At 57.9% G+C, this 14,801-nt stretch carries 14 protein-coding genes; 13 read left to right on the forward strand and 1 reads right to left on the reverse strand.

Annotated elements, in window-relative coordinates; genetic code table 11:
- The first annotated feature begins 16 nt into the window (after positions 1-16).
- The 13 genes from H9646_RS07550 (at position 17) to H9646_RS07610 (ending at position 14,260) form a co-directional block, all read left to right on the forward strand.
- Positions 17-739: a response regulator transcription factor gene (locus H9646_RS07550; RefSeq protein WP_191722730.1), complete on the forward strand. Its 723-nt coding sequence runs from the start codon at positions 17-19 to the stop codon at positions 737-739.
- Between the two features lie 98 nt (positions 740-837).
- Positions 838-1,911, forward strand: coding sequence for an ATP-binding protein (locus H9646_RS07555; protein WP_191722731.1), 1,074 nt, complete (start codon positions 838-840; stop codon positions 1,909-1,911).
- Between the two features lie 90 nt (positions 1,912-2,001).
- Positions 2,002-2,691 (forward strand): nucleoid occlusion factor SlmA, encoded by a 690-nt coding sequence (gene slmA / locus H9646_RS07560; protein WP_191722732.1) that lies wholly within the window; start codon positions 2,002-2,004, stop codon positions 2,689-2,691.
- A 187-nt stretch (positions 2,692-2,878) separates the two neighbouring features.
- Complete coding sequence (locus H9646_RS07565; protein WP_191722733.1) at positions 2,879-3,571, forward strand: TetR/AcrR family transcriptional regulator; 693 nt, start codon at positions 2,879-2,881, stop codon at positions 3,569-3,571.
- Positions 3,572-3,618: 47 nt separating this feature from the next.
- Complete coding sequence (locus tag H9646_RS07570) at positions 3,619-5,415, forward strand: acyl-CoA dehydrogenase C-terminal domain-containing protein (RefSeq protein ID WP_191722734.1); 1,797 nt, start codon at positions 3,619-3,621, stop codon at positions 5,413-5,415.
- A gap of 57 nt (positions 5,416-5,472) precedes the next feature.
- Entirely contained in the window at positions 5,473-5,907 is a 435-nt protein-coding gene (locus H9646_RS07575) for a DUF2147 domain-containing protein (RefSeq protein ID WP_191722735.1), read from the forward strand.
- Positions 5,908-5,994: 87 nt separating this feature from the next.
- Positions 5,995-8,397: a 3-hydroxyacyl-CoA dehydrogenase/enoyl-CoA hydratase family protein gene (locus H9646_RS07580; protein WP_191722736.1), complete on the forward strand. Its 2,403-nt coding sequence runs from the start codon at positions 5,995-5,997 to the stop codon at positions 8,395-8,397.
- 172 nt (positions 8,398-8,569) lie between these two features.
- Positions 8,570-9,763, forward strand: a complete 1,194-nt coding sequence (locus H9646_RS07585) for an acetyl-CoA C-acyltransferase (RefSeq protein WP_191722737.1) — start codon at positions 8,570-8,572, stop codon at positions 9,761-9,763.
- A 3-nt stretch (positions 9,764-9,766) separates the two neighbouring features.
- The gene (locus H9646_RS07590) at positions 9,767-10,795 is read left to right on the forward strand and encodes an alpha/beta hydrolase family protein (RefSeq protein ID WP_191722738.1); all 1,029 of its coding nucleotides are present in this window, start codon (positions 9,767-9,769) and stop codon (positions 10,793-10,795) included.
- A gap of 1 nt (position 10,796) precedes the next feature.
- Positions 10,797-11,657 (forward strand): acyl-CoA thioesterase, encoded by an 861-nt coding sequence (locus H9646_RS07595; protein WP_225214037.1) that lies wholly within the window; start codon positions 10,797-10,799, stop codon positions 11,655-11,657.
- An 89-nt stretch (positions 11,658-11,746) separates the two neighbouring features.
- Complete coding sequence (locus H9646_RS07600; RefSeq protein ID WP_191722739.1) at positions 11,747-12,538, forward strand: enoyl-CoA hydratase; 792 nt, start codon at positions 11,747-11,749, stop codon at positions 12,536-12,538.
- Positions 12,539-13,006: 468 nt separating this feature from the next.
- Positions 13,007-13,495: a thioesterase family protein gene (locus H9646_RS07605; protein WP_370551139.1), complete on the forward strand. Its 489-nt coding sequence runs from the start codon at positions 13,007-13,009 to the stop codon at positions 13,493-13,495.
- A gap of 171 nt (positions 13,496-13,666) precedes the next feature.
- Positions 13,667-14,260 carry a bactofilin family protein gene (locus H9646_RS07610; RefSeq protein ID WP_191722741.1) on the forward strand — a complete coding sequence of 198 codons (594 nt, stop codon included), beginning with the start codon at positions 13,667-13,669 and terminating at the stop codon, positions 14,258-14,260.
- 76 nt (positions 14,261-14,336) lie between these two features.
- Here H9646_RS07610 and H9646_RS07615 read toward each other — a convergent pair whose 3' ends face one another.
- Complete coding sequence (locus H9646_RS07615; protein ID WP_191722742.1) at positions 14,337-14,771, reverse strand: acyl-CoA thioesterase; 435 nt, start codon at positions 14,769-14,771, stop codon at positions 14,337-14,339.
- Positions 14,772-14,801: the final 30 nt, after the last annotated feature.

The following is a 14,801-nucleotide window of genomic DNA, read 5'->3' on the forward strand; positions in this document are numbered from 1 at the left end:
ACATAGGGGGCATGTGATGCGGCTTTTGCTGGTTGAAGACGATTTGATGGTGGCCAGCGGTATGAAGCTGGGTCTGGCCGATGCTGGTTATGCCGTGGACTGGGTCAGCAGCGCTGAGCGTGCGCTGGAAGTGCTGGCGCAGGAGTCTTTCGATATCGCTATTTTGGACATTGGCCTGTCAGGCATGGACGGGCTGGAATTGCTGTCTCGCATGCGTGGCAAAGGGATGAACTGCACGTGTATGCCAGTGCTGATGCTGACGGCACGTGATGGCTTGCATGACCGTGTACGTGGGCTTGATCTGGGGGCTGACGATTACATGGTCAAGCCCTATGAGCTGCCTGAACTCTTGGCGCGGCTGCGTGCATTGCTGCGCCGCTCACAAGCCGCTAACAGTGCGGTGTTGAGCTTTGGTCCGCTGGCTCTGGATACTGCAGCGCGCAGTGCCTGTGTATGGGCGGGTGGCCAGGAGGGCAGTGGCGAGCTGCAGACCATTGACCTGGGGCCTCGTGAGTGGACTGTTTTGGAGTACTTGCTGATTCATGCGCCCAAGCCCGCCAGCAAAGACAAGCTGCTTCAGGCCTTGACAGGCTGGGATAAAGAGATCACACCGAACGCAGTGGAAGTTTATGTATCGCGCCTGCGCGCCAAATTGGAGCCGTATGGGGTGGCCTTGCGTTCAATCCGAGGCTTTGGATACCGCCTGGATTTGCTTCAACAAGAAACTGTGATTGTTTGAATTTAATAGCTGCAAGCGCTTTGTTTTCAATGATTTCAATGCTTATTTACATTGAAATCTAATGTGCATAAGCGTTATAAGCTCATTTTTTAATATTTATGCAATTACTCATTCGCAAGCGCTGGGTGGCTTTGTTTTTGCCAATGTTGCTGCCCATGCTGGGGCTGATGCTGTCGGCCGTTTGGCTGGGTTACAGCGTGGCCACGCAGATTGCCGAGCATCCGGGGCAGTCGCCTGCTGTGCAAGACCTGTTGCTCACCAGCTTGCCCGCTTTGCTGATGCTGCTGGTGCTGGCAGCCATGGCGCATATGGCCGCTCGCAGGGCGCTGACGCCTTGGCTCACTTTGGCGCAGGCCGTTCAATCCAGATTGCCCAAAGATGTCCGTCCGATTGACAACGTACCGGATGCACCTGCCGAGGTACAGGCCATGGCCAATGCGCTAAATCGGCTTTTTGCAAAAGCCCATGCTGAAAATGAGACCCAGCAGCGGTTTATCGCTGATGCTGCACACCAGTTGCGCACACCTTTGGCGGCTTTGCAGTCGCAAGTCGAGGCGTGGGCTTTGATGGCCCAGAGTGCTTCAGGCAAAAGCATTGTGCTGTCGGCTGAGCAAGTCGATCAGTTGCGCAAGGCATCGCGCAGAACCACACAATTGGCCAACCAGCTCTTGGCCTTGTCGCGTGTAGACAGTGGCCTGGAGCAGGGCGCAGCGGCGCAGCGGGTGGATTTGAAAAGCCTGTGCGAGGCGTTGCTGGAGTCATTTTTGGACAGCGCTTTGGTCAAAGGCCTGGATTTGGGGCTGGAGGCGGAGTCAGCCCACGTCACAGGTCACGAATGGTTGCTGCGTGAATTAATAAGCAACGTCTTAGACAACGCCATCAAATACACGCCGCAAGGCGGGCAAGTGACATTGCGGTGCGGCAGAAAAATTGCAGACGAGCGGGGTATGCGCGCCTATGTCGAAGTCGAAGATGATGGCCCGGGTGTTGCAGTGGGTGAGTACACACGTTTGACCCAGCGCTTTTACCGTGTGCCTGGTGTTGTCGCAGAGGGGACTGGATTAGGACTTGCGATTGCACAAGAAATAGCCCAAGGCCACGGTGCTGACCTGCGTTTTGGGCAAGGTGCGTATGACCAAGGAATGAAAGTACAACTCATATTCAGTGAGTAACAACTTCTGATTCTCTTGATCTGACAAACGGTTACTTCCGCTATGCTCTGTGAGAGAATGAATTGATTTACCTGTTGATTTGCCTGCCTTATGTCCGTATCTGAAGTTCTGAGCCCACTGACCGAAATAGCCGAGACTGTAGTTGCCAATCCTTCGCTGGAGGAGCAGCCCCGCACGCGCAAGCGCCCTAAACCCGGTGAGCGTCGTGAGCAGATTCTTCAGGCATTGGCGGCCATGCTGGAAAAGCCTGGCAGTGACCGCATCACTACGGCAGCCCTGGCAGCGAATCTATCTGTCAGTGAAGCGGCGTTGTACCGTCATTTCGCCAGCAAGGCGCAGATGTTCGAAGGGTTGATTGACTTTATCGAGCAGTCAGTCTTCGCCTTGGTGCAGCAGGTCGCTGGCCGCGAGGGGGAAGCAGTTGAAATGACGCCAGAAGACGGTGCTCGCCGCGCAGCGCGCATTGTTGCGTTGCTGCTGCAATTTGCTGAGCGCAACCCCGGTATGGTGCGAGTGATGGTGGGCGATGCCTTGCAGCTGGAGCATGACCGCTTGCAAGCACGCATGAATCAGTTTTTTGACCGTATCGAGTCGACACTTCGCCAATGCCTGCGTCCTGCTGCGGGTGCTTTGGGCTCTGCGACGCCCACGGTGGAAGCGCAGGTTGCAGCCAGTGTGCTGATGTCTTTTGTTTTAGGACGCATGCAGCGCTTCGTGCGTACAGGCTTTCGCCGGCAGCCCACAGAAAACATGGATGCCAGCCTGGCGATGCTGATTTAAAAATACCAGGCACCCAACCCCAAAGGGCGACAGCGAAGGCTGCCGCCCTTTTTTGTTACCTGCTGGAATCACGGATGCCGGGGTGAGAATAAAAAATCCTTGAAGCCAAGGGTTTGCACCTATGCTCAAAGCAGAGGGATGTTTTTACGATTAAAAAAGAACGCACGTTCGTTTTTATTGGTAATGCATGTCTCTCACCCCACACATTTTTCCCACCGTCCCAACCAGCTCTGCCGCTGCACCTAAGCCGCGGGGAGCAGGGGCCAGCCATCGCGCTTCTCCCAAAGGGCTGCAGACCAAGGCCCACATTATTGATGCTGCCTTGCAGCTGGCCATGCACAACGGCCTGGAAAGCTTGTCGATTGGTGGCTTGGCCGAAGCAACGCAGATGAGCAAGTCAGGCGTTTTTGCCCACTTCGGTTCACGCGAAGAACTTCAGATTTCGGTGATTCGTGAATATCACCAGCGCTTTGAGCAAGAGGTTTTTTACCCGGCGCTGCAGGCTGAGCGCGGCTTGCTGCGACTGCGCGCACTGTTCGACAACTGGATGAAGCGCACCAGCGTCGAGTTGGACTCGGGCTGCATTTATATCAGTGGCGCGATTGAGTTCCACGACAACATTGGTCCTGTGCGCGATGCGCTGGTCAACTCCGTGGGCACGTGGCACGAGGCCATGCGCCGCTCCATCACCCAGTGCAAAGAACTTGGTGACCTGGCCGCAGATGTCGATGAAAGCCAGGTTCTGTCAGAAATTCACGGCCTGATTCTGGTGCTGCATTACGAGGCGCGCTTCATGCGCAGCTCGGGTGCCATGCAGCGCGCTTTGGCAGGTTTTGAAAGCATTTTGCTGCGCTACGGCGCACAGCCCCTTCAGGCGTAAGCCACACCCTTCACAACTGTTATTGCTGATACACGAGGAGACAAACCATGCCCAGCTACAACCCGCCCCTGCGCGACATGCAATTCTTGATGCACGAAGTGTTCAAGATCGAAGAAGAATACAAAGCGCTGCCCAAGCATGCCGAGGTGGATGCCGACACCATCAATGCCGTGCTGCAGGAGGCAGGCAAATTTGCTGCCAACGTGGCATTTCCTTTGAACATCAGCGGTGATGAAGAGGGCTGCCATCTGGACAAGACCACGCATGAAGTGACCACCCCCAAGGGCTACAAAGAAGCCTATGCACAGTTTGTAGAAGGTGGCTGGCCTGCACTGTCGTGCGACCCGGCATACGGTGGACAAGGGCTGCCCTTTGCCGTCAACTCGGCGTTGTACGAAATGCTCAACAGCGCCAATCAGGCGTGGACCATGTACCCGGGTCTGTCGCATGGCGCTTACGAAGCATTGCACGCCCATGGCTCTGATGACCTCAAGACCAAGTACCTGCCCAAGCTGACCAGTGGTGAGTGGACTGGCACCATGTGCCTGACCGAACCCCATTGCGGCACCGATCTGGGACTGCTGCGCTCCAAGGCTGAGCCACAGGCGGATGGCACCTACAAGATCACGGGCAACAAGATTTTTATTTCGGCAGGTGAGCACGATTTCACCTCCAACATCATTCACCTGGTGCTGGCACGTTTGCCCGATGCGCCTGTGGGCTCCAAGGGCATCAGCCTGTTTGTGGTGCCTAAGTACAAAGTCAATGCCGATGGCTCGCTCGGTGAGCGTAACGGCATTTACTGCGGTGGTCTGGAGCACAAGATGGGCATCAAGTCCAACGCGACCGCTCAGATCGTGATGGAAGATGCAGTTGGCGAAATGGTGGGCCAGCCCAACAAGGGCCTGCAAGCCATGTTCGTGATGATGAATGCCGCACGTCTGGGCGTGGGCAACCAGTCGCTGGGTCTGACCGAAGTGGCTTACCAAAACGCGCTGGCCTACGCCAAGGATCGTCTGCAAATGCGCAGCCTCTCGGGCGTCAAAGCCAAAGACAAGCCTGCCGACCCCATCATCGTGCACCCCGACGTGCGCCGCATGTTGCTGACGGCCAAGGCGTATGCCGAAGGCGGCCGTGCGCTGTCAACTTTCTGCGCACTGCTGATCGACAAAGAGCTGAACCACCCTGACGAGAAGGTGCAAAAAGACAGCGCTGACTTGGTGGCACTGCTTACGCCCATCGTGAAAGCCTTCCTGACCGACAACGGCTGGATTGCCACCACCGCCAGCCAGCAGGTCTTTGGCGGCCATGGCTTCATCAAAGAATGGGGCATGGAGCAGTACGTACGCGATAACCGTATCAACATGATCTATGAAGGCACCAACGGCGTGCAGGCACTGGATCTGCTGGGCCGCAAAGTGCTGGGCAATCAGGGCGCAACACTGAAGAAGTTTGGCAAGCTGGTGGCGCAGCTGGTGGAAGAAGAGGGCGTCAACGAGAAGATGGCCGAGTTCATCAACCCCATCGCCATGCTGGGCGAGCAGATGACCAAGTTCACCACCGAAATCGGATTCAAGGGCATGCAAAACCCTGACGAAGTGGGTGCTGCATCGGTGGATTACCTGCGTGTAGCCGGCCACCTGGTGTTCGGCTACCTGTTTGCCCGCATGGCCCAGGTGTCATTGCGTGCCATTGCGGCCGGTAATACCGATCCGTTCTACGTCGGCAAACTGCAAACCGCACGCTTTTACTTTGCCAAGCTGTTCCCCGAAACCGTCACGCTGATGCGTACCGCACGTGCCGGTAGCAAGGTGCTGATGGATACCGACGCAGCTCTTAGTTAAGTAGCTGCCAGCGCACGTATTTCCTTCAATGTGAAAGTCTTTGATACGGAGGTTCTCATGAATAAAGTGTTAGCAGCTCTGGTTTTCGTAGCTTTCGGTGCGCCAGCCATGGCGCAGATGTCACCAGTCGGTTTGTGGAAGAGCCTGGATGAAAAAACCCAGGCCCCCAAATCGGAAGTGCGCATCACCGACCACGGTGGCGTACTGACCGGCAAGGTGGAGCGTGTGCTGCGTGAGGGTGCCAACCCCAACGCGGTCTGCGACAAGTGCGCGGATGACCGCAAAGACAAGCCTGTGGTGGGTCTGGAAATCATCCGTGGTGCCAAAAAGGCTGAGGGCAAAGACGTCTGGGAAGACGGCAAGATTCTTGACCCCGAAAACGGCAAAACCTACACGCTGCGCATGACCCCGATTGAAGGCGGTGCAAAGCTGGAAGTGCGCGGCTCTATCGGCCCCTTCGGGCGTACCCAGACCTGGGTGCGCGTACAGTAAAGAAGAACAACGCTGACCCGGCCTGCATGGCGCTTACCTGGTGGGGCGTCATGCAGGCCTATGGGCAGCATTCAATGGAACATTCTCATGTCCCGATTCAATGTGAAGAAAGTCGCCGTGCTGGGCGCTGGCGTGATGGGTGCGCAAATTGCTGCGCATCTGGTGAACGTCAAAGTGCCGGTCATTTTGTTTGACCTGCCAGCCAAGGAAGGCGCTAAAAGTGCCATCGCTGAAAAGGCGATTGCCAATCTGAAAAAGCTCAAGCCATCGCCCATCGGCGTGGCGGAAGACGCGGACTTGATCCAGCCCGCGAACTACGAGGAACACCTCAAGCTGCTCAAGGGCTGTGACCTCATCATTGAGGCGATTGCCGAGCGCATGGACTGGAAGCTGGACCTGTACACCAAGATCGCGCCGTTTGTTGCCAAGCACGCGCTGGTGGCATCGAACACTTCGGGTCTGTCCATTACCAAGCTGTCTGAAGCGCTGCCTGAAGCCATCAAGCCGCGTTTCTGTGGCATTCACTTCTTCAACCCGCCACGCTATATGCCGCTGGTGGAGCTGATCAACACGCCCACTACCAACCCCGAAGTGCTGGACCAACTGGAGGCTTTTGTCACCAGCGGCCTGGGCAAGGGGGTGGTGCGCGCTAAAGACACGCCCAACTTCATCGCCAACCGCATCGGCATTGCCGGCATGCTGACGACAATGAAGGAGGTCGAAAACTTTGGCCTGACGTTCGACGTGGTGGACGACTTGACTGGCAAAAAGCTCGGTCGTGCATCGTCGGGCACCTTCCGTACCGCAGATGTGGTGGGTCTGGACACCATGGCCCACGTCATCAAGACGCTGCAAGACACCTTGAGCGCCGAGACCGATCCCTTCTACGACAGCTTTGGCACACCGCCCGTGTTGAAGAAGTTGCTGGAGCTGGGCAATCTGGGGCAAAAGACCAAGGCCGGTTTCTACAAAAAAGTAGGCCGTGACATTTTGCAGTTTGAGCTGGACAGCGAGGACTACATTCCCGGCGGCCAAAAGGCCGATGAGGTGTATGCGCGCATGCTCAAAAAGCCTGCTGCCGAGCGACTGAAGCTGCTGCGCAATGCAGAAGGCGCGCCCGGCCAGTTCCTGTGGGCCATTTTGCGCAACAGCTTTCACTATGCTGCTGTGCACCTGGAGAGCATTGCCGATTCCGCCCGCGATGTGGACCAGGCCATGCGCTGGGGCTTTGGCATGAAGCAAGGTCCGTTCGAGCTGTGGCAAGAAGCAGGCTGGCTGGACGTTGCGAAGATGATTCAGGAAGACATCGACGCAGGCAAGGCTCTGTCCAAAGCACCTTTGCCCAAGTGGGTGTTTGAAGGCCCGGTGGCTGCCGCCGGTGGCGTGCACACGGGTGAAGGTTCCTGGAGCCCCGCGCTGGGCAAGTTTGTGGCCCGCCGCGTGCTGCCCGTATATGAACGCCAGCTGTTCCCTGAAAAACTGCTGGGTGAAACCAGCTTGCCCGACTGGAAGACAGCAGGCACGACGCTGTTCGAATCCAAAGCTCTGCGCACCTGGACGCTGGACGGTGAAATCTTGATTGCCAGCATCAAAAACAAGATGCATGCCATCAGCCCGGAAGTCATGGAAGGCCTGGTTGAAGCGGTGGATACCGCCGAGCAAGACTTTCAGGGCATGGTGATCTGGTCGGGCGATGCGCCGTTCAGCGTGGGTGCTGACCTGGAAGCCACCATGCCCGCCTTCCTGGTCGGTGGTGCTGATGCGATCGATAGCATCGAGTCAGAGCTGCAGGCCATGATGATGCGCATCCGTTATGCGCAAGTACCGGTGGTTGCGGCCATTAATGGCATGGCACTGGGAGGTGGCTGTGAGCTGGCCGTGTATTCGGCTCGCCGCGTGGCACACATGGAAAGCTATATCGGGTTGGTTGAGGTGGGCGTAGGGCTGGTGCCTGGTGCCGGTGGCCTGACCTATATTGCGCGCCGCGCTGCAGAGAACATGGCCAGCTCCACCAGCAAAGATGTGCTGCCTTTCCTGACCGAAGGCTTTACCGCTGCGGCCATGGCCAAGGTGGGTACCAGTGCGATCGAGTCGCGCAAGCTGGGCTTTTTGCTGGACAGCGACATCATCGTGCCGCACAAGGACGAAGTGCTGTTTGTGGCCATCAACGAAGCCAAGGCCATGGCCACGGGCGGCTGGCGCGCCCCCATCAAGCGCGCTTTCCCTGTGGCGGGGCGCAGCGGTATTGCCACCATCAAGGCGCAGCTGGTGAATATGCGTGATGGCGGCTTTATCAGCGCCTATGACTTCAAGATCGCAGCCATGATTGCGGAGGTGGTCTGCGGTGGCGAGGTGGACGCAGGTTCCCTGGTCACCGAGGAGTACCTGCTGGCCATGGAGCGCAAAGTTTTCTGTCATCTGATTGGCCAGCCCAAAACGCATGAACGTATTTTGGGCATGCTCAACACGGGCAAACCTGTTCGAAATTGAAGCACCCCACTGAGTCGCTGCGCGCCTTCCCCCTTCTCTCGCTTCGCGGGACGGGGGGCGCCAGCAACGCTGCGGGGTGGCCCTTGTGCGCTGACTGCTGGCATGCGCTGCGCACAGTGTGAGAAGCCCCGTAACAGCTTAAAGAGCGAAGAGACAACCAAGGAATTTGGTCATGAAACAAGTACAAGACGCGTACATCGTTGCCGCAACACGCACCCCTATTGGTCGTTCTGGCCGCGGTTACTTTAAAAATACCCGTCCCGATGATTTGCTGGTGGCCGCGATGAAATCGGCCATGCTGCAAGTGCCGACGCTGGACCCGAAGGCAATCGAAGACGCCATCATCGGTTGCTCTTTCCCAGAGGGAGAGCAGGGCATGAACATGGCGCGTATCGCTGTGGGGCTGGCGTTTGATCACCCCATTGGCGGTATCACGGTGAACCGCTTTTGCGCATCGGGTGTGTCTGCCATTCAGATGGCCGCTGACCGCATTCGTGTGGGTGAGGCCGACGTGCTGATCGCTGGTGGTGCTGAATCCATGAGCATGGTGCCCATGGGCGGCAACAAGCCATCGTTCAACCCCGAGGTGTTTGCACGCGATGAAAACGTGGGCATTGCCTATGGCATGGGGCTGACCGCAGAGAAGGTGGCGCAGCAGTGGAAGATCAGCCGCGAGCAGCAAGATGCGTTTGCGCTGGAGTCGCACCTGCGCGCCGTCAAGGCGCAGCAGGCGGGTGAGTTCACCAACGAAATCACACCGTTTGACATCATCGATCGCATGCCCAATCTGGCCACTGGTGAAGTGATGACCAAGACACGCACTGTGAGCCTGGATGAAGGCCCGCGTCCAGGCACCACGCTGGAAGCCTTGGGCAAACTGCGCCCGGTGTTTGCGGCACGCGGATCGGTCACAGCCGGTAATTCGTCACAAACCAGCGATGGCGCAGGTGCATTGATTTTGGCCAGTGAAAAAGCTGTCAAGCAGTTTGGGCTGACCCCGCTGGCGCGTTTTGTAAGCTTTGCCGCACGCGGTGTGCCGCCAGAGATCATGGGCATTGGCCCCATTGAAGCCATTCCTGCTGCGCTGCGTTATGCCGGCATTAACCACCAGGACATTGACTGGTTTGAACTGAACGAAGCCTTTGCCGCTCAGTCACTGGCGGTGATGAACACCTTGGGTCTTGACCCCGCCAAAGTAAACCCCATGGGAGGCGCGATTGCGCTGGGCCACCCATTGGGGGCCACAGGTGCCATTCGTGCCGCTACGGTGGTGCACGCCCTGCGCCGCCACAACCTCAAGTACGGCATGGTCACCATGTGCGTAGGCACAGGTCAGGGCGCTGCTGGTATTTTCGAACGGGTTTAAGCCATGCACGACGCTACAGCGGGCCAAGGGGTAAAGGTGCGCTGGCAAGCGTCAACATTAGAGGTTGCAGGCACTGCCGCAGGGCCACTGGCCCTGCGGCAGTGCCTGCCTGTAGATATCCGGGTGCGGGGTCAGGTGGTGGTGGCCGCAGCCATCGGCGTACCGCAGCGGTTTTACACCGCATTTTCTCAGTGGCTGGCGGCCCATGGCTATGCCGTCACTACGTTTGATTACCGGGGGCATGCCGAGTCTTTGCATGGCCCTTTGCGCCAGGCCAAAGTCAATCTTATGGATTGGGCTGCGGACTGCGCGGCCGTCGCAACGCATTTGCGCATCCAGTCGCCCAGCGTGCCTTTGTACTGGATTGGGCACAGCGTAGGGGCACAGCTGCCCGGCATGAATGCACCCCCCCTGCCCATTGATGGTTTGCTCTGTATTGCCAGTGGCAGCGGTTACTGGCGTGATAACGCACCACCCACGCGGCGCAAAGTCTTGCTGTGGTGGTGGGGGATTGCGCCGTTGATCACCAGTGTGTGCGGCTGCATGCCCGGCAAGAAATGGGGCCTGGTGGGCGATTTGCCCGCTGGCGTAATCTGGCAATGGCGCAAGTGGTGCATGCACCCCAATTACGGAATCGGGGTAGAAGGCGAGCCCTTGCGCAAGGCCTACGCCGCAGCGCGTTACCCCTTGCATGCATTTTCGATGGAGGATGACGAAATGATGTCGTGGCGCTCCACCGCTTCGCTGGTCAGCTGGTACCGCAATTGTCCGCAAAGTATTGAGCGCTTGCGCATGCTGGACACCCCGCTGCGGCGCATTGGCCATTTTGGATTTTTCCGCGCAGAGATGGAGCGCTCGCTGTGGCCCCGCGCCTTGTCGGTGCTGGAGCGCTGGCTGGATGGCACTACACAGATGACACCTAAGGGTCAGCCACCTGCGGGCCATGGCACTACATTCTCTAAGATAGAACGTAGCGCCTTGGCAGCTTCCAAGCAGCCAGGGCAAGGTGAGCTTTTCTCGGAGATTTCATGATATGAGCGCCCCGCAAGACTCCCACAAGGACATGACTGTCACGGATATACATCCTCTGGATGCTGCTTTGCGCATGACGCCCCAGCACGATGGCAGTGTGCACACCCAGGCACCTGCAGCCTACTGGAACATGGTGGGGCCGTACGGCGGCATCACCGCAGCGCAGATGCTGCAAGCGGTACTGCAGCACCCCCAGGTGCTGGGCGATCCGTTATCCATCACCGTCAATTTCGCGGGGCCTGTTGAGGCGGGGGATGTGCGCATTGAAGCCACTCCTGTGCGAACCAATCGCTCAACCCAGCACTGGACGGTGCTGATGGGGCAACGCAATGCGCAAGGCGAGCTGGTGGTGTCCACCACGGCAACGGTGATTACCGCCGTGCGCCGAGAGACATTCAGCCTTGATGACATTGCGCATCCGGCCATGCCTGATCCACAAAGCTGCGAGCGCTTTGACACGCGCGGCGCCATGGAATGGCTGCAGCGTTACGACATGCGCGTGGTGCAGGGCGCAATCCCTAAAACCTGGGATGACAGCGGGCACGAAAGCATTTCCCAGCTGTGGGTGCGCGACGAGCCTGCGCGCGCGCTGGACTTTCCCGCACTGACCGCCTTGTCAGATGTGTTTTTCCCCCGTGTCTGGCTGCGCCGTGCCCGCCGGGTTCCTGCGGGCACCGTCGGGATGACCGTATATTTCCATGCCAGCAGTGAGCAGCTGACCAAGCAGGGCGACAAGCACCTGCTGGCCCAGGCCAGCGCGCAGGCCTTTCGCAATGGTTACTTTGACCAGACCGCCCAGCTGTGGGACAGCGAAGGCAGCTTGCTGGCAACCAGCCATCAAATCGTTTATTACAAAGAGTAAGGTGCCGTGGTTGCACGCCCTAGACGTGGTGTATTGACCTCGTCTCGGCGCAGCACGGCCTTTGTGTTGAATTTTTTGCAGGAAAACCCATGACAGATACCGCTACCCAAGACATCCTGGTACACACCGAAGCCGGTGTGCGCACCGTCACACTCAATCGTGTCGATAAGAAAAACTCCATCACCCAGGCCATGTATGGCGCAATGGCAGCCGCGTTGACCAGCGCTGCCACCGATGACGCTGTGCGCGTGGTGGTGCTGCAAGGCGATGCCACCGTGTTCAGCGCAGGCAATGACATTGGTGACTTTTTGTCGCGCCAAGGCGCTGGCGATGGCCTGCCCCAGCAAAGCCCGGTGTTTCAGTTCTTGCATGCATTGGCTGATTTCCCCAAGCCACTGATTGCCGCCGTTGCTGGCCCGGCTGTGGGCATTGGCACCACCATGCTGCTGCATTGCGACCTGGTTTATGCCGGCGACAACGCGGCTTTCTCTGTGCCTTTCGTAAATCTGGGGCTGTGTCCTGAAGCCGCATCCAGCCTGCTGCTGCCCCGCTTGATGGGCTACCAGCGTGCCGCAGAAGCCCTGTTGCTGGGCGAGCCTTTCATGGCCGAAGCAGCGCTGGAAGTAGGTCTGGTCAACCGCGTAGTGCCACCCACTGAAGTCAATGGCGTGGCCCAGGCACAGGCGGCCAAGCTGGCGGCCAAACCCTTGTCAGCCCTGGTGGAAACCAAGCGACTGATGAAGGGCGGCCAGCGCGATGCCATCAAGGCACAAATGGCCGAAGAAGGCCAAAGTTTTGGTCGCATGCTGACCCAGCCCGCTGCCCGCGAAGCATTCACCGCTTTTATGGAAAAACGCAAGCCTGACTTCCGCAACTGCTGAAGTCAGAAGGCAGGCGCAGCCTGCCGCACTGCAAAGTGGGCGAGCGTTTTCGTTAGAAGAGAAAACCTGATTTCAGCAAGTGCTGAAATCTAGGCCGATCTTGTATCGGTCATAGAGCGAAGCGAAGGTGTGGTCTTCCACTAAAAACGCAAGCCTGACTTGCGCAACTGCTGAAGTCAGAAGGCAGGCGCAGCCTGCCGCACCGCAAAGTGGGCAGGAGCTTGCGTGCAACGAGGCTGGCTGACTGCAGCAGTCGCAGCTGACGTTGCGCTTGTATCGAACGCTGTGTGGTGCGAAGGCTCTGCATAGAACCGCAGCTGCAGACGCAATCCTTTGGATGTGTGGGTTGCTCGCGGAGTTTCATAAATAAGAGCTGTTAGCGCTTATGTACATTGGTTTTCAGATAGAAAACTATCTGAAACTATTGAATTTAAAGCGAAGGTAGCTCTCTTTTTTTTCTGAATGTCTATGCCATCTACCAAAACCGATGCGGCAGTGCTGCAATTTGAGCCTGAGTTCATGGCCGTGCTCCAGCATTTGACGGAAGAGTTTGTGAGCTTCAACAAAGTGCTTGGCCTCAAGCTGCAGAGCGCCAATGCCACCACGGTAACGGCCCGCATGGAGATGCAGCCGCACCTGGTAGGGCACGCCACGTACAACCGCATTCATGGCGGTGCTATCAGTGCGGCGCTGGATGCCATGGCCGGGGTGGCGGTGATGGCCGCCATTGGCGCCAAACACATGGACGAGCCCGTGATGAAGCGCACCGAGCGGTTTGCCAGACTGGGCACCATTGACTTGCGCGTGGACTACATGCGCCCGGGCATTGGAGAGCGCTTTTTGGTGCGAGCCGAAGTGCTGCGGCTGGGCTCGCGCGTGGCAACCACACGCATGGATTTTTTGAGTGAAGAGGGCGAGATGCTGGCAGTGGGCATGGCCGCTTACATCACGTCTTGAGGGCAAGCATCTGCCACTTGGGTGGCGCTGAGTACCTGTACGTCTTGTATGTGCAGGCAACACGCGTAAGCAGACGCCACAGCCGTAGTCTTTGCTTACGCTTGTTGCGAAACGAGGGAAAAAGTATCCGCAGACCATTCCTAAGCTCAAGACTTTCTATCAGGAGCAAGCATGGCCGTGAACAGTCCCTTTTTTACCAAGCGTGAACCACAGACATTTTCCACCCGCACCACGACTACGCCCGGCGGCCTGAGCGCAACCAGCAGTACCTTGCAATCAACCCCTGCAGCATCCAGCAGCAGTGACGCAGTGGGTGCCCGCCCGGTGGATACCAGCAGCCATGTGCCAGAGCAGCAGGCGGCAACCACAGAACATGGCGGCAGCAAGCTGACCGTAGGGCCCAATATCAAGCTCAAGGGCGTCGAGATCACGGATTGCGATACCTTGGTGGTGGAAGGCACAGTGGAAGCCACCATGGACTCGCGCGTGATTCAGATTACGCAGCAAGGCGCTTTTCATGGTTCGGCAGAGATCGATATTGCCGAGATCCATGGTGAGTTCACAGGCTCGCTCACGGTGCGCCAGAAGCTGGTCATTCACAGCACAGGCAAGGTCAGCGGTAAAATCCGTTACGGAAAAATTGTGATTGAAGAAGGCGGCCAGCTTTCCGGTGAAATTGAGGTGGGTGTGCACAACCGTGCGGAAAAACCAGGCAGCAGCGCGCTCAAGCCGGTTGGAACACAAACGGTGGCTGCAGCAGCCTGATTTCAGCGGTGCGGCCATAAAAAAAGCCTGAGTGCAGAACGCGCTCAGGCTTTTTTACTGAAGGGCCAAGATGGCATCAGGCCGGGGTGCGCTCTTCTGCGGGCAGGTTCAAGGGGCGCGATTGGCCCTGCGCATCAATGGCCACATAGGTCAGGACGGCCTCGGTCACTTTGACGAACTCGCCCTGGTGTGTCATGCGCTCGGCAAACACCTCGACATCTACAGTGACGGAGGTGCGCCCCACGCGTGTCACGCAGGAGTAAAACGACAGCACATCGCCCACGCGCACGGGTTGCTTGAAGATAAATTCCTTCACAGCCACGGTGGCCATGCGGTTACCTCCTGCCAGCCGCATGGCCAGCACACAACCTGCCAAGTCCACCTGCGACATCACCCAGCCACCAAAGATGTCACCGTTGGCGTTGCAGTCTCCAGGCATAGGCACAACCTTGAGCACCAACTCTTTGTCGGTGGGCAGGGCAACGCTGGGCAGTACGGGTGAACGGGGCATGGGTGACAATCTGAGTACAAAAACAGCTCG

It is taken from the genome of Comamonas avium (genome assembly GCF_014836675.1).
GTDB lineage: Bacteria > Pseudomonadota > Gammaproteobacteria > Burkholderiales > Burkholderiaceae_C > Comamonas > Comamonas avium.